Source organism: Pedobacter frigoris, assembly GCF_032678645.1.
GTDB classification, from domain to species: Bacteria; Bacteroidota; Bacteroidia; order Sphingobacteriales; family Sphingobacteriaceae; genus Pedobacter; species Pedobacter frigoris_A.
The window spans coordinates 1,344,959-1,366,411 of the sequence record NZ_JAVTSP010000001.1 but is presented as its reverse complement, the minus strand read 5'-3'; the positions used below and the strand labels follow the sequence as shown (position 1 = coordinate 1,366,411).

15 protein-coding genes are annotated in these 21,453 nt (G+C 40.4%); 10 read left to right on the top strand and 5 right to left on the bottom strand.

The window, feature by feature from the left end; genetic code table 11:
• Nucleotides 1–86: 86 nt before the first annotated feature.
• Nucleotides 87–2,534, bottom strand: coding sequence for a hypothetical protein (locus tag R2Q78_RS05940; protein WP_316789816.1), 2,448 nt, complete (start codon nt 2,532–2,534; stop codon nt 87–89).
• Nucleotides 2,535–2,941: 407 nt separating this feature from the next.
• Between R2Q78_RS05940 and R2Q78_RS05935 the strand changes: the two genes are divergently transcribed.
• The 4 genes from R2Q78_RS05935 (at nt 2,942) to R2Q78_RS05920 (ending at nt 8,287) form a co-directional block, all read left to right on the top strand.
• Nucleotides 2,942–5,140 (top strand): S46 family peptidase, encoded by a 2,199-nt coding sequence (locus R2Q78_RS05935; protein WP_316789814.1) that lies wholly within the window; start codon nt 2,942–2,944, stop codon nt 5,138–5,140.
• Nucleotides 5,141–5,305: 165 nt separating this feature from the next.
• Entirely contained in the window at nt 5,306–7,555 is a 2,250-nt protein-coding gene (locus R2Q78_RS05930; RefSeq protein WP_316789813.1) for a GH92 family glycosyl hydrolase, read from the top strand.
• A 66-nt stretch (nt 7,556–7,621) separates the two neighbouring features.
• Complete coding sequence (locus R2Q78_RS05925; protein WP_316789812.1) at nt 7,622–7,768, top strand: hypothetical protein; 147 nt, start codon at nt 7,622–7,624, stop codon at nt 7,766–7,768.
• 39 nt (nt 7,769–7,807) lie between these two features.
• A complete protein-coding gene (locus R2Q78_RS05920; RefSeq protein WP_316790001.1) occupies nt 7,808–8,287 on the top strand; it encodes an SGNH/GDSL hydrolase family protein in 480 nt (159 codons plus the stop codon).
• 2 nt (nt 8,288–8,289) lie between these two features.
• Here R2Q78_RS05920 and R2Q78_RS05915 read toward each other — a convergent pair whose 3' ends face one another.
• Complete coding sequence (locus tag R2Q78_RS05915) at nt 8,290–9,474, bottom strand: AIR synthase related protein (protein WP_316789810.1); 1,185 nt, start codon at nt 9,472–9,474, stop codon at nt 8,290–8,292.
• Between the two features lie 85 nt (nt 9,475–9,559).
• Entirely contained in the window at nt 9,560–11,746 is a 2,187-nt protein-coding gene (locus R2Q78_RS05910) for a glutamine synthetase III (protein ID WP_316789807.1), read from the bottom strand.
• A gap of 338 nt (nt 11,747–12,084) precedes the next feature.
• Between R2Q78_RS05910 and R2Q78_RS05905 the strand changes: the two genes are divergently transcribed.
• The 5 genes from R2Q78_RS05905 (at nt 12,085) to R2Q78_RS05885 (ending at nt 18,320) form a co-directional block, all read left to right on the top strand.
• Nucleotides 12,085–12,939 (top strand): TonB family protein, encoded by an 855-nt coding sequence (locus tag R2Q78_RS05905; RefSeq protein WP_316789805.1) that lies wholly within the window; start codon nt 12,085–12,087, stop codon nt 12,937–12,939.
• Between the two features lie 162 nt (nt 12,940–13,101).
• Nucleotides 13,102–13,971, top strand: a complete 870-nt coding sequence (locus R2Q78_RS05900; protein ID WP_316789804.1) for a GLPGLI family protein — start codon at nt 13,102–13,104, stop codon at nt 13,969–13,971.
• Nucleotides 13,968–16,610, top strand: a complete 2,643-nt coding sequence (locus tag R2Q78_RS05895) for a hypothetical protein (protein WP_316789802.1) — start codon at nt 13,968–13,970, stop codon at nt 16,608–16,610. The genes R2Q78_RS05900 and R2Q78_RS05895 overlap by 4 nt, the downstream gene beginning before the upstream one ends.
• Nucleotides 16,611–16,652: 42 nt before the next feature.
• The gene (locus tag R2Q78_RS05890) at nt 16,653–17,033 is read left to right on the top strand and encodes a BlaI/MecI/CopY family transcriptional regulator (protein ID WP_316789800.1); all 381 of its coding nucleotides are present in this window, start codon (nt 16,653–16,655) and stop codon (nt 17,031–17,033) included.
• Between the two features lie 6 nt (nt 17,034–17,039).
• The gene (locus R2Q78_RS05885; protein ID WP_316789798.1) at nt 17,040–18,320 is read left to right on the top strand and encodes a M56 family metallopeptidase; all 1,281 of its coding nucleotides are present in this window, start codon (nt 17,040–17,042) and stop codon (nt 18,318–18,320) included.
• Between the two features lie 17 nt (nt 18,321–18,337).
• Here the strand turns inward: R2Q78_RS05885 and R2Q78_RS05880 are convergent, their stop codons facing one another.
• Nucleotides 18,338–18,655 (bottom strand): hypothetical protein, encoded by a 318-nt coding sequence (locus R2Q78_RS05880; RefSeq protein WP_316789795.1) that lies wholly within the window; start codon nt 18,653–18,655, stop codon nt 18,338–18,340.
• A gap of 508 nt (nt 18,656–19,163) precedes the next feature.
• On the opposite strand from R2Q78_RS05880, the gene R2Q78_RS05875 reads away from it, so the two are divergent.
• Nucleotides 19,164–20,408, top strand: coding sequence for a DUF2264 domain-containing protein (locus tag R2Q78_RS05875; protein ID WP_316789793.1), 1,245 nt, complete (start codon nt 19,164–19,166; stop codon nt 20,406–20,408).
• Between the two features lie 53 nt (nt 20,409–20,461).
• Here R2Q78_RS05875 and R2Q78_RS05870 read toward each other — a convergent pair whose 3' ends face one another.
• Nucleotides 20,462–21,385 (bottom strand): AraC family transcriptional regulator, encoded by a 924-nt coding sequence (locus R2Q78_RS05870; RefSeq protein WP_316789790.1) that lies wholly within the window; start codon nt 21,383–21,385, stop codon nt 20,462–20,464.
• Between the last annotated feature and the right edge of the window lie 68 nt (nt 21,386–21,453).

Sequence of the window (21,453 nt, the reverse complement as noted above, 5' to 3'; positions counted from 1 at the left end):
TGGGCGTATATGTATATTTCAGCAATAGTGGTTCTTCCATTTCGGACCAAAGTGGCCGCCAGCTTGACTGCCGGGTGCAGTAAAAATTAGCATCTTTCTCTTTTGTAAAATGCACCTAATATTAAGAATCCTAATAAAAATGACCCTGCCAATGAAATCTTTTCGCCGTAGTAATATGACTTTGGATGGAAAATAAATTCTATTTTATGACTACCTGCCGGTATATAAGCAGCGCGAAGCAAGTAGTTGGCCCTGAAGTAGGGTGTTTCCACACCATCTATCTGCATGCTCCATCCCTTTTTATAGAATATCTCTGAAAACACAGCGATGCCTGGTTTCTCAGAGCTGCTCTGATAGACGAGTACATCAGGATTGTAGCTGGTTAACGTAATCGTACCAGTTGTACTGCCGGTATCCAGTGGCTTGCCCGCAATGTCTTTGTATTGCTGATCAACAATTACTTCTTTCTTAGGCTCAAGATCTGTGATTGCATGCATCTCTTCATCAGCATTTTTTACAAATCTCACCTTTTGGACAAACCAGGCATGACCACATGCTGCCGGATTTAATTCAACGGCCAGTTTCTGCGTGTTAGGGTCTGAAGTGATGATGTATTTGGTGTTCATCATACCCAGGATATTTAAGTTAAGGCCTTTGCTAAACTGGTTTTCAATGACTTCGTCAAATCGCCTCAATCTTGCTGCCGAATAGCCGCCGATGGATTTATGAAAATAAGGAGTGGTTGCATCGCTAAGGATGCTTTGGCTTAGGTCGATCACTTTATAGTTAGGATCTTTATCAAGCCATATCTGATGATCGACCTCGCGTGGTTGCGGCTTTGCTGCCTCGTGTTTGGCTATAAAAGTACTAGTGTTCAGGTAGCGTTTATCAATACTCCACATATCGACAATTACCAGTGCCAGAAAACCAAATGACAGGGTGGAAAAAGTCGTTTTATTCTTAATATACGCCCATAACAGACCAAAAGCCAGTGCAACGAAAATGCAGGACCTGACAGCGTCAGACTGTGCAGCAGATTGTCTGTCGGCGATCAGGGCGCTACCTATTGAATTGGCTGTTGCACCGTCTATTTTTAGTGTTGCCGCTAAATTACTGATCAGATCAGCATGGGTGCTGCTGGTAAAGGATAAAAATAGGGTAGGAATCAGCGCTACTATCAATGAAATTCCGAAAGTGATGTAGAAAGAGATCTTTATTTTTTTTAGGAGTTCGACCTTATCTTTAAATGAAGATACCTCCTGCAATGCGAGCAGGGCCAATAAAGGAAAACAGAGACCTGCTACAGCAAGTATGGATTCGACTGTGCGGAATTTATTGTATAATGGTACATAGTCAAAGAAGATGTCTGATATGAGGGGCCAGTTTTTTCCGAATGACAGAAACATAGTAAGGATAACAGTAGCGAGTAACCACCATTTCAGGCGATTTTTTACGATCATCAATCCAAGGACGAAGAGAAAACAGATCACAGCTCCAAAATAGAAGGAGCCTTCCGTAAAGGGCTTTTCTCCCCAATATAAGGGTGTGAGGCCCTGCGCTATGTATGCAGCCTGATTTGGGTCGGCACCTATTCCGGTCAGCGTTTTTACCACATTTTCATGTGCGTTGACATCTCCTCTGCCACTCCCGCCGTAGGCACCGGGGATCAGGAAAGTAATACATTCTTCCACACCCTGGCTCCATTGGTAGGCGTACTCCCTTGATAGCCCACTGCCGGTTTTTTCCGCTGCAGGCTGGGTAAGGTTGGCCGGGCCCCTGAGGGTCTCGGTACTGTAATCGTAGGTACTCCATAAAGACGAAGCATTAACGGCAAGAGCCAATATTAAAGCAGCAGCAGCGTAGCCCGCAGATTTTAAAAACGAAGTGGTCAATTTATTTTTAACAGCATGGTACAACTCGATGCCTACTAATATCAGTATGGCAAGCATCAGGTAATAAGTCATTTGTATGTGATTGGCCCGGATCTCCAAAGCAAGGAAAAATGCCAGGATTGCAGTGCCCGGTAGATAGTTTCCCCTGAAAATAAGAATTAGCCCGGCCAGAACAGGAGCAAAGAAAGCAATAGCAAATACCTGGTTGGCATGTCCTGCCGCCAGCAGGATGATATTGTACGACGAGAATGTAAAGGCTATGGCACCAGCGGCTGCAAGCCAGGGATCCAGCTTTAGTACACAAAACAACAGGTAGGCACCCAGAATAATCATCAGCACTGTGCCAAGAGGAGCGGGCAGGGCATAGCTGATTACCTTGACTATCCATGTGGTAATGTTATAAGGATAGGGCGCCCAGATCTGGAAAGCCGGCATGCCCGCATGGATCTGGTTAGTCCATAAGACAGTAGTTCCTTTTTCTCTATAATCTTTTATTTCCGTCGCTGTTGATTCAGCTCGAGTAACGTCATTTTGTCCTAATGTTTTATCAAAGAAAACAGGGTGGAAATAAGCAATACATAAAGTTATTAAAAGTGCAATTATAAGGAGATGAGTAGCATTACGCTTAAACCAAACATTCATAGTTAACATTTAAGTCTTAAATATAAGATAATCCACTATTAATTATTAACGATAAAAGTTAAAAGTAGAGATTCGTTTGTTTATTGATGTTGGCGATTTTAAGCATTGCATGAAAACGTAGCACCAAATTCGTCATGAACTGCGACAATTTGCCGGCTCCATTCTCATCAATACATTTTACTATTTATCTTCATAAAAGAATTAGATCTTTCATTAGAGGTTTCGGCAATAGTAGCCAGGTAATTTTGAAACCCACTGAGTTGCATGGATACATGCAATACTGCAATGAGCAGGGAGATTTGGTAAGTACTACCCTTTATCTGGGAACGGTGAAGGTTTAGTGATTTTACTGGTCTGATAACGAGTTATTGTTTAACTTTACGCCATCACTAACTAATTAATTTATCATGAAAAAGACGGTTTATCTGTTGCTGTGTGCATTGGTTTTTTCCTTTGCAGGTACAGTAAAAGCAGATGAGGGGATGTGGATCCCAATGCTGATAGGGAAGAACTATGAGCAAATGAAAAAGCAGGGTTTTAAACTCACTGCGAAGGACCTTTACAATGCAAATGGCTCCAGTTTAAAAGATGCAATTGTACACTTCGGCGGATTTTGTACCGGTGAGATTGTTTCAGACAAAGGATTGATCTTTACCAATCACCATTGCGGTTACGATGCGATCGCTTCTAATTCTACGGCTCAGAACAATATTCTTGACAATGGTTTTTATGCTAAAAACTATGGAGAAGAAAAGCCGATCAATGGCTTGTTTGTCCGTTTCCTGCAAAGAATGGAAGACGTGACTGCTAAAGTAAACGAGGCAACCAAAGGATTAAAGGGAGCAGAAAAAGATTCAAAAATGCTTCAGTTATTCGATGCAATTGCAAAAGCCGCGGTTACAGGGCCTACTATTGAGGCGAATGTGAAAGATTTTTACAAATCAAACCAATTTATCCTGTTTGTTTACGAGCGTTTTGATGATGTTCGTTTGGTAGGTGCACCACCGCAAAATATTGGAAAATTTGGTGGCGATACAGACAACTGGGAATGGCCTCGCCAGACTGGAGATTTTTCTGTATTCAGGGTATATTCAGCAAAAAACAATGCTCCTGCGAAGTATTCGGTAGAGAATGTGCCTTATAAACCTAAAAAATTCCTTCCCGTTTCTATAAAAGGAGTTAAGAATGGAGATTTTTCTATCGTTTATGGCTATCCTGGTCGTACCGATAGGTATCTGACTTCTTATGGCGTAGACCTGGCGACTGAAAAAGTTAGTCCAACTATCGTGAAGCTGCGTGATATCCGTTTGAAAGCATGGAAAACAGAAATGGATAAAAGCGTAGATACCCGTCTGAAATTGTCTTCTAAATATGCAAATATTGCAAATTACTGGAAGTATTACATCGGACAGACAGAGCAATTGAAACGCCTGAAAGTTTCAGAAAACAAGCGTAAAGAAGAAAAATCATTTACCGAATGGGCCGCTCAGAAAACAGAATTTGCAGGTTTAATGGAGCAATATGATCAGATCTATAAAAGCTATGATCCTATTGCGATCCAACGTACCTATATCAACGAAGGCTTTTTGGCTTCGGGCTGGGTAACTAATGCAATTACCATTGGTCGTTCATGGGCTGCTATAGCGCAAAAGAAAGACGATGCGGCTTTTGCCGGACAAGTAAAAACAAGTGTCGATCAGGGCATCGCTGCTTATGAGGAAACTTATAACGAAAATGCTGATAAAAAGATATTTGCACAGATTTTAGCTGCTTTTTACAATGATGTGCCTGTTAAGTCTCAGCCTAAGTTTTATGCGGAGATTGCAGAGAAGTACTGGACAGGAAATCCTGAAACTACATTCCAGAAATATACAGACTACCTGTGGGAGAACAGCAAGTTGATCAAGCCTGAGAAATTAAAAGCATTTATGGCTACCAATCCATCTTTGGATGCCATAAAAGAAGATCCAGGTTATAAGTATGCGATGAATCTGTATCCTGCCGATTATATCAAGGCGAATTTTGGTTCTGCTGTGGCTGATTTTGAAACTAAAAAAGCAGAACTGGATCATTTGTATCTGAAAGCAATACTGGAAAAAAACGCCGGTAAACTGATGTATCCTGATGCCAATTCCACGATGAGACTTACTTATGGTAATGTGCAGGATTATTCTCCTAAAGATGGCATGACTTATAATACCACCACAACTATTGATGGTATCATTGCAAAATACATCCCCGGTGATGATGAATTTGATTTGCCTGCAAACCTCATAGAAAATTACAATAAGAAAAACTTTGGTCAGTATGGTAATAACGGAATCTTAACTGTTGGTTTTATTACGAATAACGACATTACTGGAGGTAACTCGGGTTCTCCGGTGATCAATGGCAATGGTGAGCTGATCGGTCTTGCATTTGATGGTAACTGGGAAGCAATGAGCGGTGATATTGCCTTTGATAAGAAATTTAAACGCACCATTTGTGTCGATGTACGTTATGTGCTTTGGTGTATAGATGTACTTGGCGGTGCTAAAAACTTAATTGCAGAATTGGATATTAGAAAGGATGCACCAGCTGTTAAAAAGGTAAGTTCCAAAAAATAGAGATCTGAATTTCTTTTGAAAATCAATAAAAAGGCTGTCTGAGAAGACAGCCTTTTTATTATATTAACTTTTTGCTATAAGGGTTTAGTAATATTAAAAACCTTGTTTTTTATGGATTGAGTTTTATATCTTAGCTTAACGCGCAATATAAAATTTAAACCAAATATGTCCTTATTCCTTTCTAAACCTGTCAATACAACCCTTAGATTAGCATGTTGTGCTGTCATTTTATTTACTCAGGCGGCTGTCGGGCAGGTAAAAACCTATGAAGGTGCTGGCAATCTGAAATATGTAGATCCCAGGATTGGAAATGTGGGTGCGATTTTAGAACCTACACGACCGACCATCCAGTTGCCAAATCAGTTGATCCGGATGACGCCGCAAAGAGCGGATTATATGGACGATCAGATCAGCAGCTTTCCATTGACAGTAGTATCTCATCGTCAGGGACAAATATTTTCCATCAAGCCGAGTACCACATTGCCAAAATCAGGTGAATGGGGCAAAAGACTGACCTATGATCATGATTTGGAAATAAACCGGCCATGGTATTATTCGAACTGGCTGGTAGATGAGGAAATCAATGTTGAATTTGCACCTGGTAAGAAAGCCGGCTTCTACAAATTTGAATTTCCAGAGAAAGGTGAGAGGGTAATATTATTCGACAGGTACAATGGAGGGAGTAATGATTATAAGTTTCTTTCCGGTACTGAAATCACAGGTGTAGAAACCTATAACGGGATTAAAATGTACATGTACGGGGAGTTCAACACCGGTGCAGCTACAGAAACAGGCGTTATAGAAGAAGAGAGTGATGGCAGGACACGCAAAAGAGTATGGATCAGGTTTACAATAAATGCCCCAAAGGTAGTCGAGTTTAAATACGCCATTTCTTATGTAAGTCCGGAGCAGGCGAAGAAGAATTTTAATAAAGAGCTTAAAGGCATCGGTTTCGACCAACTGGCAAAACAAGGAGAAGAAGCCTGGTCTAAGGTGATCAACCAGATTCAGACCAAAGGGGGCACTGAAGCTCAGAAACGTTCTTTTTATACTGCCCTTTACCGTTCTTATGAACGTATGGTTGACATTACTGAAGATGGGCAGTACTATAGCGGATATGATAAAAAAATCCATAAAACTACCCGTCCGTTTTATGTGGACGATTGGGTTTGGGATACCTATCTGGCACATCACCCATTACGCACCATCCTTAATCCGGATCAGGAAGCAGATATGCTGAACTCTTATGTAAATATGTATGAACAGAGCGGTTGGGTGCCTACATTTCCACTGATCTATGGTGACCATGCCTGTATGAACGGCTTTCATTCTACCATCAGCTTTTTGGATGCCTACAATAAGGGGATCCGGAATTATGATGTGAAAAAAGCATATGAAGGCATGCTGAAGAATGCAACCCATGCAACCATGCTACCCTGGAAGAATGGACCGAAAGGACTATTGGAAGATTTTTACTATGAAAAAGGCTTTTTTCCTGCGCTAAAGATCGGTGAAAAAGAAACTGACCCTAATGTACACGGCTGGGAGAAGCGCCAGGCAGTGGCAATTACACTTGGCCATAGTTATGACGACTGGGCATTGGCTCAGTTCGCTAAAGCGCTTAAAAAGCCGCAGGACTATGACCGGTTTATGCTGAGAAGCAATAATTATAAAAACCTGTGGGACAGCAATAGTCAAATGTTTCTCCCAAAAGACAAAGAAGGCAACTGGATCAAGATAGATCCTAAGTTTGACGGGGGTATGGGTGGACGTGATTATTATGATGAGAACAACGGCTGGACTTATTTATGGCAGGTACAACATGATGTAAAGGGCTTAATCGGGCTTTTTGGAAGTGTAAATAGTTTTGAAAATAAGCTGGATCAGCTTTATCGTGAACCACTTGGAAGAAGTAAATATGAACTTTGGGCTAAATTCCCCGATTTTACAGGGATAACAGGCCAATTTTCCATGGGTAATGAACCGAGTTTTCATATTCCTTATCTGTATAATTACACGAGTTCACCATGGAAAACCCAGAAACGCATCAGGTTTTTGCTGGATACCTGGTTTAAGGACAATGTATTTGGCATTCCAGGCGACGAAGATGGAGGTGGAATGTCCGCTTTTGTAGTGTTTTCTTCAATGGGTTTTTATCCGGTAACACCTGGAACTCCGGTTTATACCATTGGCAGCCCTGTATTTGAAAATGTAACGATAGATCTGCCGGGAGGTAAGCAATTTCAATTGATCGCAAACAACTGTTCTGTGGTTAATAAGTATATTCAAAGTGCTAAATTTGATGGAAAGGTACTTGATACTCCATGGTTTACACATGAACAATTGATTTCCGGTGGCAAACTGGAACTTGAAATGGGAGCTAAGCCCAATAAAACATGGGGCTTGGGTAAATAACAGATTAATAAATAACAAATTTTATCGGCAGATATGAATTCAATAGCTAAAACTTTACTGATTATAATGGCATTGTTATTTCCCTCAGCGCTTCTGAAAGCACAGGATTGGGCCAATCTTAAAAGGTACCAGGACGAAAATGCAAAATTGGGCGCTCCTGCCTCCAACGAAAACAGGGTAGTTTTTATGGGCAATTCGATTACTGAGGGCTGAAAAAATAACCGTCCTGAGTTCTTTTCAGGCAGGCCCTATATTTGTCGCGGGATTAGCGGACAAACTACTCCCCAGATGTTGGTTCGTTTTCACCAGGACGTGGTGGCGCTGAAGCCAAAAGTAGTCGTGATGCTTTGTGGTATAAACGACATTGCCGGCAATACTGGTCCCTCTACGTTGGAAATGATAGAAGACAATATTGCCGCCATGACTGAGATTGCCCGTGCCAACAAGATCAGGGTTGTACTTTCTTCTGTACTTCCGGCTTATGATTTTCCATGGAGACCAGGACTGGAGCCGGCTAATAAAGTCATTGCCCTTAACAAATGGATCAAGGCTTATGCTGAGGAACAAAAGTTTGTCTACGTAGACTATTTCTCTGCAATGAAAGATGAGAGAAATGGACTGCCGAAAAGCCTGGCCGGAGACGGTATACATCCGAACAAAGCAGGATATGCCATCATGGAGCCGCTTGTAGAGGAGGCTATCGCAAAGGCATTGAAACAGAAACTTAAATAAGGTTAGTTGTAAACGAACTCTCCGTTTTCAGTAAGTATCGTTACCTGTTTTTTATCTGAAGCTTCTACCTTGCCAATAATTTGTGCGTCGATGTTGAAGCTTTTTGATATTTCAATAATATCTGCAGCGATTTCAGCAGGTACGTAAAGTTCCATACGGTGACCCATATTGAACACTTTATACATTTCCTTCCAATCTGTTCCGGATTGCTCCTGAATCAGTTTAAATAATGGAGGGATAGGGAACAGGTTGTCTTTAATGATGTGGACGTTGTCGTTTACGAAATGAAGCACCTTAGTTTGGGCACCACCACTGCAATGTACGATGCCGTGGATCTGCGATCTGAAGCCTTCAAGTATTTTTTTAATTACAGGTGCATAAGTACGGGTAGGAGACAATACCAGCTTTCCTGCGGTAACTGTAGTTCCTGCATCATCGATTTGAACAGCATCAGTCAGTTTCTTTCCACCGGAGAATACAAGGTCAAAAGGAACCGAAGGATCGTAGCTTTCAGGGAATGCCGTAGCTACAGATTTATCAAACACATCGTGACGCGCAGAGGTAAGCCCGTTAGAACCCATACCGCCGTTATATTCAGTTTCATACGAGGCTTGTCCATAAGAAGATAAGCCAACAATTACATCGCCAGCTTGTATTTTATCATTGCTGATGATTTTGTCGCGTTCTATACGGCAGGTAACGGTTGAGTCAACGATAATGGTACGAACTAAATCGCCTACATCTGCTGTTTCGCCTCCTGTAGAATAGATAGAGATGCCCTGTGAACGTAGTTCCGCCAGGATTTCTTCTGTTCCGTTGATAATGGCTGCAATTACTTCACCCGGGATCAGGTTTTTATTACGGCCAATGGTAGAAGATAAGAGGATATTGTCGGTTGCGCCAACACAGATCAGGTCATCAATGTTCATGATGATGGCATCCTGTGCAATACCTTTCCAGACAGATATATCACCAGTTTCTTTCCAGTAAACATAAGCCAGGGAAGATTTGGTGCCCGCGCCATCAGCATGCATGATGTTGCAAAATGCTTCATCATTGCCCAGAATATCAGGGATGATTTTGCAGAAAGCCTGCGGGAAAATACCTTTGTCTATGTTCTTGATGGCCTGGTGCACATCTTCTTTCGAGGCAGAAACGCCGCGCTGGTTGTACCTGTTATCACTCATGTTGCTGCAAAGATAAAAAAATAACCCCTACTAATTAAAGCAGGGGTTATAAAACTAAAAAATAGTTGATTATTAGGGGTTTGGTTTATTTCAAAAACAATAATTCCCTGAACTTAGGTAGAGGCCATACACTGTCATCTACGATTTGTTCTAATTTATCAGTATGGTAACGGATGGTATCAAAGTAAGATTTTACTTTTTCATCATAATTGATGGCTTTCTCACGAGAGTCTTCAATTGCATTTACCTTTTTACGTTGCTCAAGCATTGCATCAATGCTGGTCTTAACGATATTTAAGTGCTCAGATACTTTGTTGATGATCGCCAAAGGAGTAGCTAAAGCGTCGTTTCCTAAGCCCAGTTCTTTTAATCCTTTCGCATTCTCGATCAGTGAGTTTTGGTAAGCAATAGCAGCAGGAATGATCATGCTGTTGGTCACTTCACCCATTACCCTTGCTTCGATCTGCAATTTTTTGTAATAGCTTTCTAACAAGATCTCGTGACGTGCATGTAGTTCGCGCTCACTGAAGATATTTAATTTAGCAAATAACTCAGTAGATTTTTCGCTTACGTAAGCGTCTAATGCTTTAGGTGTAGTTTTGATGTTAGCCAGACCGCGTTTTTCAGCTTCTGCAGCCCACTCATCGCTATAACCATTTCCTTCAAAACGGATGTCTTTAGATTCTTTGATGTATCTTTTCAGTACAGTCAATAACGCAACATCTTTTTTCTCACCTTTTTTAATCAATTTATCAACTTCTACTTTGAATTTGATCAACTGATCAGCAACGATCGCATTTAATACGGTCATTGGTGCAGAAGAATTTTCAGATGAACCAACTGCTCTTAATTCAAATTTATTTCCTGTAAAGGCAAAAGGAGAAGTACGGTTACGGTCGGTCGTGTCAAAAGAGATTTGAGGGATTTTAGGAATACCTAACCACAGAGAATCTTCGTTTTTAACTTTTTTGATGATGCTTCTTGACGATTCGATCTCATCCAAAACCTCAGCTAACTGAGAACCAAGGAAGATAGAGATGATCGCTGGAGGGGCTTCGTTAGCACCTAAACGGTGATCGTTGCTTACAGAAGCGATTGAAGCTCTTAGCAAGTCGGCATGCTCGTGAACAGCTTTGATGGTGTTAACGAAGAACGTTAAGAACATCAGGTTGTTTTTAGGAGTTTTTCCTGGTGACAATAAGTTCTTACCAGTATCAGTGATCAACGACCAGTTGTTGTGTTTACCTGATCCATTGATTCCTGCATAAGGTTTCTCATGTAAAAGCACTTTGAAGTTGTGTCTCAAAGCAACTTTTTCCATTAAGTCCATCAATAGTTGGTTGTGGTCAATCGCAAGATTGATTTCTTCATAAATAGGTGCACACTCAAACTGAGAAGGAGCAACCTCATTGTGACGGGTTTTCAAAGGAATACCCAATTTTAAGGCTTCGTTTTCAAAGTCAACCATGTAAGTAAATACACGCTCAGGAATAGATCCGAAGTAGTGATCTTCTAATTGTTGTCCTTTTGCAGACATGTGTCCGAATAAAGTACGACCTGTTAAAGCCAAATCCGGACGTGCATTGTATAGTGCAAGGTCAACCAGGAAGTATTCCTGCTCGATACCTAATGATGCATTAACTTTAGTGATGCTTTTATCAAAATACTGGCAAACATCAACAGCCGCTTTATCCATAGCAGAAAGTGCTTTTAGTAAAGGAGCTTTATAATCTAAGGCTTCGCCGGTATAGGCAACAAATACTGTAGGGATACAAAGCGTTTTACCTGCTTTGCTTTCCATAATGAAAGCCGGAGAAGAAGGATCCCATGCAGTATAACCGCGTGCTTCGAAAGTGTTGCGGATACCACCGTTAGGGAAACTTGAAGCATCTGGTTCTTGTTGAACCAATGCACTGCCTGCAAATACCTCAATTGCACCATCACTGCTTGGCTCAAAGAATGAGTCATGTTTTTCAGCAGTAGTACCAGTTAAAGGCTGAAACCAGTGTGTATAATGTGTCGCACCTTTACTCATTGCCCAGCTTTTCATAGCCGTTGCGATGTGGTTGGCATCATCATGGTTAATTAATTCACCCTGTTCAATCGAGGAAATAAGTTTTTGAAATACTTCTTTTGATAAGTAGTCTTTCATCTTTTTCTTATCAAAAACATTCACGCCAAAAAAATCAGAAATTTTAGTCGAAGGAGACTTTACTTCTGGTGAAATTCTTGTTTGTGCCTCTTTTAATGCAATTGTTCTTAAGCTTTTCATCTATTTATTTAAAGTTTGGTCAAAAATAGGATTTTTATTTAAATATTTCTATCGAATTGTTTGTAAAAATACGAATGTCGATAAATATTCAAAGATTTTTTAAGGTTTTTGGTTGTTTTTTAGAGTAAAAAATGTGGAAATGGCAATTATTTTACTCTTGTTGGGCAAGTCTGATCGATACCTTAATTATGAGATATTTAAATAGTAGCCTATTTAATTGAACCCAATTTAAAGATAATGAAAAAAAAGTAGGCTTTTTTGATATTTTCTCAATTTTCTTTATGGAATAACGAATCAAGTTTCATCGTGTATTTAAATTAACACTAAAACTTACCGTTATGCTAAACATTTCATCAAGTTTGTACAAGTCTGAGTGGCTCGACCTTGTATTTAAGAACCGCAATCAAAATTATGGTGCTTATGCCCTCAGAGCCCAGTCGGCGGGGACGACTACAAGAGCTCTATTTATTGCCGGACCACTTTTCATCCTGTTGTTTGCCGGACCATTAATTTATAAGCATTTAAATCCTGGTGCTGAAGATATTCTAGATTTAGGTGACCCTGTGACAGTTGTTGAGGTTGCTCCGCCAATTCATGAAATGAAAAAACCTGAAGAAATGCCAATGCCAAAGGCAGAACCTTTAAAAGAAAAGATAAAAACGGTAGCGCTTCCCAGCAGGCCAGTGGTGGTCAATCATGAGGTGGTTACTGATCCTCCGACTTTAGAGGAAGTTAAAAATGCCGCGATAGGTCCCACTACGCAGGATGGTTTAGAAACCAATATTGCTGTGGCACCAGCAGTGGGCATTGGAAATGGAAATGGGGCGGGTAGTGCAACTGGCGGAAATGGAACCGCTGTAGATAATGAAATACATGAATTAGGCGGTGGCGTAGAAGTATATCCGGAATTTGAAGGAGGCATGAAAGCCTGGGCAAAATTTATCCAGAGAAATATGAGGTATCCTGATGCTGCACAAGAAAAAGGTTTGCAAGGTAAGGTATTCATTAGTTTCGTTGTCGAAAAAGATGGTTCGGTTTCAAATGTTACGATCATAAAAGGCATTGGTGGCGGTTGCGATGAAGAAGCAATTCGTGTCATTAAAAAATCTCCAAGATGGAAACCTGGCCGTCAGAATAGTCAAAATGTTAGGGTGAGGTACCAAATGCCGTTGTCATTTGCTATTGCACAATAAAATATTCGTACGCTCTCAGTACTGAATAGGTGGGCTGAATAGGGTAAAGGGCTGTAATTAATTTTACAGCCCTTTTTATGTCTAAATTTTTAGACAAAATATTTGTATTTCCTTGTTTGTCTAAAAACATAGACGTACATTGGTCCAATAAATATTTTGTATATGAGGCAATTATTAATGATTATCGGTACCTGTATCAGTATTTCTGCATCTGGACAGGGGATCTTTGGAAAAAAAGAAACTACAGTAATGAAGACAGTGGACAGTGCTTCGTTAAAGTGTTATTATCTGTTCAGTAAGAAGAAGGAGGGGGCCGACAAAGCTTTTCGTACGGATACTATGGTGCTTGACATCGGGTCTCAGCTGTCTAAATTTTATGATCCGGCAAGATTGGGAAGGGACTCTATGGTGAGTGCGAGGATGAAAAATATTGATCCGGCCACAATTAAATCTGTAACCGTCTATAAAAGCGATTCCGGTAAAGATTTTTCTAATATGCCCGGTACCACATTTTCCAATGTAATAGAGGGCGAAAGCTATCAGATCATTAAGGATAAAAAATTAAATAAGATCACTGTTCTGGATTATATTGATGCAATTGGCGACAGGTTTAAGTATGAAGATGAACCTGCTAAGTGGCTTTGGAAAATAAGCAGTGAAACGGATACTGTAGCTTCTTATACCTGCCAGAAAGCCAGCTTGAGTTTTAGGGGTAGAGAATATACGGCGTGGTTTACAACTGATATTCCGGTAAACGACGGTCCATGGAAATTTAGCGGTTTACCCGGGTTAATTTTAAAAGTAGAAGACTCAGGGGGCTTATTTTCTTTCAGGCTGATAGGTCTGCAGCAGCTTTCGGTGCCGCTCCCAATACAAATTGATGATGCCAGGAGCATCAAATGTACGCGTGCTGAATTTGAAAAACAAAAAGCCAAACAGGGCGGAGGTATTCAGATCAATGTCAATGCTGGTGCCGTAATTATTGCACAGACCCCTGGTAAATTTGAATACATTCCAATGGAATTGGAATGATCAGGCTGCTTATATTAATTGTATGTTCGCTGTCCTGCCATTGCTTAAGCGCACAAACTGTCATTACCGGTACAGTAAGCAACAAATCAGATGGTAAGCCGCTGGGGGGAACGACGGTAACGATAAAGGAAAAAGCCGCGGTGCTGGTCTATGGAGTGACGAATGAAAAAGGTGATTACAAGTTAAGTTTCAAAAGTGAAGAAGATAGTTTACAGCTCACTGTTGCCGGACTGAATTTTAAAAAACAGACCCTGATGTTCGCCAATAAAAGTCAGAACTTAAACTTTGCAATTACTTCTGAAACGATTAAACTTAAAGAGATCAAGATAAAACCTCCTAAAATCAGGCAGCTCAATGATACACTAAACTATCTTGTAGATGCTTTTTCTGATCAGAATGACCGTAGCATAGGTGATGTGCTTAAGAAGATGCCGGGTATTACGGTTAAGGAGGATGGAGCTATCTTTTATAATAATAAACCCATCAATAAATTTTATATAGAAAATAAGGATCTGTTGCAGGGACGGTACGGTATTGCTACAAACAACATACAGGCAAAAGATGTGGCTACTGTGCAGGTTTTGGAAAACCACCAGCCGATAAAGGCTTTGAAGGACAAAGAGTTTACTGATGAAGGCGCGATCAACCTCAAGTTGAAAGATGGTGCAAAAGGAGTGCTCACCGCCAATGCACAGTTAGGTGCAGGTGCCTCTCCGGTACTTTGGAACAACGAACTGACCAGTATGTATTTTAATAAAGACCGTCAGAACATGAATGCCTATAAAGGAAACAACTCAGGACTTGATGCAGGCGCTGAACTGGCTTCTTTTTACGGCGGATCCGGAGGGGCTTCGCAAAGTGGATCGCTGTATGTGCAATCGCCATCTTCGCCTGGAATTAGTCAGAAGCGATACCTGTTCAACCGTTCGCATGCCGCAACGGTAAACAACCTATGGGCTTACGATAAAGATTTTCAGGTGACTGCTAATGTGAATTATCTGAACGACAATCAGGAAAAGGAGAGTTATTCCCGGTCGGTTTATTACCTGCCTGGAGACAGCATGCTTACCATAGAAGAGTCGCTGGCCAGCACCAAACAAATTAATTCTTTGGATGGCAGCTTGCAGATAAATGCAAACAGGGATAAGTATTATATGGACAACACGCTGAGATTTAATGGAAAATGGACTGCGGAAAAAGGCAATGTATTAAATGGGAGTGAACTTGTTCAGCGTCTGAATAGTCCGGCATTCAGTCTGAATAATAATTTTAGCATCATCAGGAATTACAAAAAGGCTACTTTAAAGGTTTATAGTTATAATGCTTATAGTCAGGCACCGCAAACCTTAAAGGTTCAGCCGCTTTTATACCCTGAGTTATTCAATCAGCCAGGTGCCTCCGATATCATGCAGCAATATTTACGTGAATCACAGTTTTCTTCCACAAGCAGGGTAGTCTATGGATTGGATCACGGAAGTTTCAAACATAATTATGGGGTTGGTTTTAATGCAAACCTGCAAAACTTCAGGTCTGATCTGCAGTCATTATCAGATGCCGGAGTGTTGAGTGGGGCTGATGATTCTTTAAAGAATGATATACAATGGAATACATATGAAGTATTTATCAGTCCGGATTATTCTTACACAAAGAATAAATTGCGGGCAAGTCTTAACCTTCCTTTGACGTATAATTACCTGAATGTGGTTGACAGGTTTGCTGATCATGATAAAAATAGTGGCAGGCTGTTTTTTAATCCCTCTTTTAGCTTGAGGTATGAATTGACTTTACTTTGGAATGTTTCCTTCAGGGCACAAAGAAGCAATAGCATTGGTGGATTAAGTAATGGTTTTAGTGGTTATATTTTGCAGTCTTACCGCAGTTTAGTTCGAAACGAAAGTGATTTGCCGGAACGTCAAGCTCAATCTTATAGCCTGGATGTCAGTTATCGGCACCCACTCCATGCAATCTTCTTTAATTTCGGTACCAGCTATTCTAAAAATAAGAGCAACCTGTTGTATGGTTATGATTATAGCGGGATCAGGAGTCAGCAGCGTACCTATAACCTTACCAATTATAATGAGGGCTATAACCTGTTTGGCAAAATAAGCAAAGGTATAGACGTGATAGCAAGTACACTGGTTATCGATGTAAATTACAGCGGTTCCAAAGCTTCACAAATCAGTCAGGGCGAAATTGTCAATTTTAGAAATGAAAACTACGGCGTAAATCCTTCTATTTCCACCAGAATAAAGAAGCTGGGTAGTTTGTCTTATAGCTATCAATACAACAGGAGTAAAAATAAAACTGCGCAGGGGGAGAAGTTTAGTCCGATCAACAGCATCAGGCAGCGTGGACAGTTTAATTTCTTTCCGGCAAAGAGTATGACTTTAAACATGTCATTGGAACATTTCTACAACAGTGCAATTCGTGGGGAGAATGGGGCAGATCAGTCTATGTATTTTGCTGATCTGGGCGCTAGATATACCTGGAAACGTATTGAGTTTAACCTTGAATATAATAATGTATTCAACACAAAGCAGTATATCTCCGCGTCCTACAGTGACATTAGCACATTTTATACGTCGTACATCTTAAGACCTGCGCAAGTAATGATGAAGGTAAGGTTTAAGGTGCTTTAATTGTTTTGTGGTCTATAAAAATAGTCATATATTTATAAGGTTATGGAGAAAACATCACAACTGACAAAGGCAGAGGAACAGATCATGCAGGCACTGTGGATATTGGGAGAGGGTAGCGTGCAGGATATCCGTGATCAGATGGAAGATCCAAAGCCAGCCAGGACTACAGTATCAACGGTACTAACTATACTTGAAAATAAGGGTTTTGCCACTCATAATAATTTGGGAAGGACCAATATATATACACCTTTGATTGCAAAAGAAGCTTATTCAAAAAGTCAGCTATCAGGATTGCTGAAAAACTATTTTAACAATTCGTTTGCGAGTATGGCTTCTTTTTTTGCGAAAGAAAATAACTATAGTATCGAAGAGCTGGATCTTTTAATAAAAGACACCAGAGATGAGTTGAATAAAGAAAAATAGGGCATTATGGAACAGCTAATCACTTACCTTCTAAAATCAACATTGTGTATTGCCGTATTTTCGGGGATCTACTGGTGTTTTTTAAAAAATGAGACTTTTTATAAGTTCAATAGGTATTTTTTACTTTGCGGTTTGCTATGCGCCATGGCGCTTCCATTTTATACCTATACTTATACGGTAAATGTTCAGGCTTCACCAGACGTCTTATCTTTACCGCAAGGGGTTATGCCAATTGAAGATAAGGATAGTAATTTTTGGCTTTATGTAGCATTGATTACTTATATGCTGGGGATTTGTTTTTTGATAGCCAGACATTTTATCGGCCTCGGCCGAATAAAAGGAATGATTAGGAAATATGGCTATACTTCATTGGAAGGTTATAAACTGGTAAAAACACCTGCGTTCAAAACCTCATTTTCTGTATTTAATTACATCATCATAGACAGCTCTGCTGAAACTTCAGAAATTGAAAGGAAGTTGATCCTGGAGCATGAGCTTGCACATGTAAAACAGCAGCATTGGATTGATTTGCTGGTAGTTCAATTATTTTGTGCCCTTCACTGGTTTAATCCTTTATCCTGGTTGTATTTACATGCTATCAAGCAAAATCATGAATTTTTAGCTGATACAGCGGTGCTTGATCGCGGTAATTCTGCAGCCATTTACCGTGCCGCATTGATAAACCATAGCCTCGGTACTCCTGTATTCGCTTTGGCGAGTTCCTTCTCGCATTATGATAAGCTGAAACGTGTTAGGATGATGATGAAACCTGCTTCTTCATCGATGAAAAAACTTACAACACTTATCCTGCTGCCCGCCCTGTCAGTTTTTTTCTGGGCCTTTGCGGAACCTGATTTCATTATAGCAGCCGCTCAGAAATCTGCTGAAATACAGTATAAACCGCTGCGAGATACTTCTAAATTGTCACCGGTTTTGAAAACCAGTCAGCATAAGAAAACTGCTGATCTTCCTGCTGTTGAAAATAAACCTGCACCTGCGGTTCAGGTTCGACAAGAAATCGCGATCACTAAACTGCCTGATGAGCATAAAACGAACACTGTATTGCAGGATACCACCAATCTGATCGAACGACCGCTGCCACTTAAAACCATAAATTCAACCACTCAGCCGTTATACATTCTTGACGGGGTTGAGGTGGCTTCAGTGAATGTTATCAGTCCTAACGACATAGAATCGATTACAGTTCTGAAAAATGAATCTGCTACTACTAATTATGGAGAACGCGGAAAAAATGGTGTGATTCTTATCGTATCTAAACCAAAGTAGTTTAAATAGTCCGTGTGTTAGTATTTTAACTTGGTGTCACAATGAGCAACAAGATAGATACGATCTTTGGAATTGGCCAGTAGCTGAGATTTATTCTGCTCTTTACCTGCTCCTTCTTCTGCTGGAATAAAGATACCTGCAAGACTGGCGAGATCTTCATATTCACACTTTACAAAAAGCACAGGATAAAATTTTTGTTCCAGAGCCAGTTTTTCACTGGCAGTAGACTGGTTGAAAATCCAGCTGTCTGTGCTTGAAAAACTATATTCGTATTTGGCACTATTGAGCTCAAACTGAAATAATTTGGCTTGTTGCGCAATTTCTTTAGTTGTCATTTTCGTTGGATTTCTTCACCTTACTCAGAACGAGTTGTGGTTGTTAGTGAATATAACTTTAATAAATGGTATTAGCTACATAATTCGTGTGTTTAAATAAAGTAATATAGAATACTCTGGCTTAAACTACCATATATAGCAAATGATCCATGATATTTATGGAGAAATCATTAATTGTGAAATCGTTTTCATATTTTAGAAAAATAATACATAACCAATGAAACCAAATAAAATAACCACAAATGAAATGCTATTACCGGATTCTTTGTCTACGCTTTGGCTTTTGGTGTAAATAACGGTTATTTGCCGAAAGAAGAGTTCTTGCCTGTGATTAAAAGAGGCTGATAGGTTAATACGGAGGGTAAGCTCGACTGGGTTCAGTCTATTGAAGAGGATCCCAGAAAGGTGACTAAAAGTATGACAGAACGATATGGGCCGGGAGCTTTTCTGATGGCGGCAAATGAAATTTATAAATTATCTGAATAGTCAAAAAGTATCAATGATTAATATGAAGAAGTACATTATTGTTTTATTGCTGAGCTGCGCCATTTTACCGGTTCAGCTATTGGCACAATCAAAAACCAACAAAAAGCAAATAGCGAATGGGGCGGCAGACAGGGCATTTTGGGTGAAGACACTCTACAAAATGAGTTATCCCGTGGTACATAACCTTGCCGAAGAGACACTAAAAAAGAACATGCCGCTTGAGAAGGGTGATGGTTATGGGTTGAATGTGACCAAGGTTACCTACCTTGAAGCATTGGGGAGAACGATGTCTGGTCTGGCACCCTGGCTGGCATTACCTGATGACGATACGGAAGAAGGCAAAATGCGTAAAAGTATGCGCCAGGAATTATTAAAAGGACTGGCAAATTCTGTAAACCCGGCTAGCCCTGACTATATGAATTATCGTACCGAAAGTCAGCCTTTAGTAGATGCTGCTTTTGTCGCACATGCTTTTTTAAGAGCGCCAAAGGCACTTTGGGAGCCACTGGATGAAATTACAAAGAAGCGGTTCGTTGAAGAATTTAAATCATTGAGAACAAGATCCGGAGCATATAATAACTGGCTTTTATTTGCGGGAATAACCGAAGGATTTTTACTAAGCATTGGCGAACAGTACGATCCGGCAAGGGTGCAGTTTGCCGTCAATAAATTGAAAGAATGGTATGTTGGAGATAGTTGGTACAGCGATGGAGCCAAGTTCAGCATGGACTATTACAATTCATTTGTAATTCATCCCATGCTTGTAGATTTGCTGAAACTTTTGGCAGATAAGAAGAGAGGTAGTCTTAACGATTACAATACTGCAGTAGAACGGATGTCGCGTCAGGCCGCCTATCTTGAACGGGTTATTTCTCCGGAAGGTACATTTCCGGTCTACGGACGCTCCATGACCTATCGTACGGCAGTATTTCAGGCACTGGCACAAACAGCATTAATTGAGAAACTACCGGAAGGAGTGGAGCCTGAGCAGGTTAGGTGCGCGCTTACCAAAGTCATGCATAAAATGTACGACGGCAATCAGAATTTTGATAAAGATGGCTGGCTTGTTCTGGGTTTTAACGGACATCAGCCCAAGATCGCGGATTCTTATACTTCCACAGGAAGCTTATATATGGCAACCATGGGATTCCTTACACTGGGATTACCTGCAGAAAATAAATTTTGGTCAGGGCCTGCATTGCCCTGGACTTCAGTAAAGGCTTGGGGTGGAGAAATGATCATGAGAGACCATAAAATAGAAAACTAATAATTCTTTAAGGATTTGTAATAATTTACGCATCTGTCTTTTGGAATTAAGGATTATAAAAACTTTGTTTCCCTGAGCATTTCCCTTTTTACTTTATAGTCTTGTGGAGATACACCCATTATTTTAGAAAACATCCTGGAAAAATAGTACGGATCATCGATGCCTAATGTTGCTGAGATCTCTTTGATTCGGAGATCGGTAAACTGAAGGTACTGGCAGGCTTTCTGTATTTTAATGTGGTTGAAGTATTTTATTGGGGCGAAGCCCGTTTGTTCTTTAAATAACGCGGAGAAATGAGAAGCTGATAAATTAACCGATTTGGCAATGTCTTCAAGTGTAAAGGTGGCATGCAGATTTTTCTGCATGAACTCGATAGAAATATCAATCGGATTGGCCATGCTTTTTTTAGAGGAATAGTTGAATTTCTCATCGAAAATAAAAGACGAAAGAAAATGGGAGAAGCTGATGTTTACATAACACAGGTTGTCTGTACTGTATCCCCTTTCCAGGTTCGAGTAGATCTCGTCGAAAAGCTTTATTCTGGATTCGTTGAACTGCACAAAGCCTTTATAGCCCTTCTGTCTTTTAAGCAGCAGTCTTACGAGCGGCTTAACCAGCTGGCCTTTAAAATGTGCCCAGTAGATAGTCCATGGGTTGTTCTTATCAGAAGCATACGCATGAGATTTTTCCGCAGGTATGATGATGAAATTTCCTGTAGAGAGGGCATAAGCGTTCTTTTCAATTTTCACTTCGCCCTTTCCATCTACGCAGTACAGCAGGATGTATTGATCCAGGCCATGATCGCGCTCACGGTAATGAAATTTGGCTTTGGGATAGAATCCGATATCTGTGATGTACATGCCAGACAGAAGAGGATTGGTCGTACAGTCTTTTGAAATAATGGATCTTGGCAATACAATAGCCTTTTGACCATTAAAACCTTCTTTCTTCTTGATGTCAGCTGTTTCATTCTCCATTTCATACCAGTTAATCGCCGTGAATTTATATAGATTATTCCGTAATATTGTCCATCCCTTTCATAAAT

Coding starts and splice junctions, on each gene's coding strand:
- R2Q78_RS05940 (WP_316789816.1), bottom strand. CDS start 2,534: ATGAATGTTTGGTTTAAGCGTAATGCTACTCATCTCCTTATAATTGCA.
- R2Q78_RS05935 (WP_316789814.1), top strand. CDS start 2,942: ATGAAAAAGACGGTTTATCTGTTGCTGTGTGCATTGGTTTTTTCCTTT.
- R2Q78_RS05930 (WP_316789813.1), top strand. CDS start 5,306: ATGTCCTTATTCCTTTCTAAACCTGTCAATACAACCCTTAGATTAGCA.
- R2Q78_RS05925 (WP_316789812.1), top strand. CDS start 7,622: ATGGCATTGTTATTTCCCTCAGCGCTTCTGAAAGCACAGGATTGGGCC.
- R2Q78_RS05915 (WP_316789810.1), bottom strand. CDS start 9,474: ATGAGTGATAACAGGTACAACCAGCGCGGCGTTTCTGCCTCGAAAGAA.
- R2Q78_RS05910 (WP_316789807.1), bottom strand. CDS start 11,746: ATGAAAAGCTTAAGAACAATTGCATTAAAAGAGGCACAAACAAGAATT.
- R2Q78_RS05905 (WP_316789805.1), top strand. CDS start 12,085: ATGCTAAACATTTCATCAAGTTTGTACAAGTCTGAGTGGCTCGACCTT.
- R2Q78_RS05900 (WP_316789804.1), top strand. CDS start 13,102: ATGAGGCAATTATTAATGATTATCGGTACCTGTATCAGTATTTCTGCA.
- R2Q78_RS05895 (WP_316789802.1), top strand. CDS start 13,968: ATGATCAGGCTGCTTATATTAATTGTATGTTCGCTGTCCTGCCATTGC.
- R2Q78_RS05890 (WP_316789800.1), top strand. CDS start 16,653: ATGGAGAAAACATCACAACTGACAAAGGCAGAGGAACAGATCATGCAG.
- R2Q78_RS05885 (WP_316789798.1), top strand. CDS start 17,040: ATGGAACAGCTAATCACTTACCTTCTAAAATCAACATTGTGTATTGCC.
- R2Q78_RS05880 (WP_316789795.1), bottom strand. CDS start 18,655: ATGACAACTAAAGAAATTGCGCAACAAGCCAAATTATTTCAGTTTGAG.
- R2Q78_RS05875 (WP_316789793.1), top strand. CDS start 19,164: ATGAAGAAGTACATTATTGTTTTATTGCTGAGCTGCGCCATTTTACCG.
- R2Q78_RS05870 (WP_316789790.1), bottom strand. CDS start 21,385: ATGGAGAATGAAACAGCTGACATCAAGAAGAAAGAAGGTTTTAATGGT.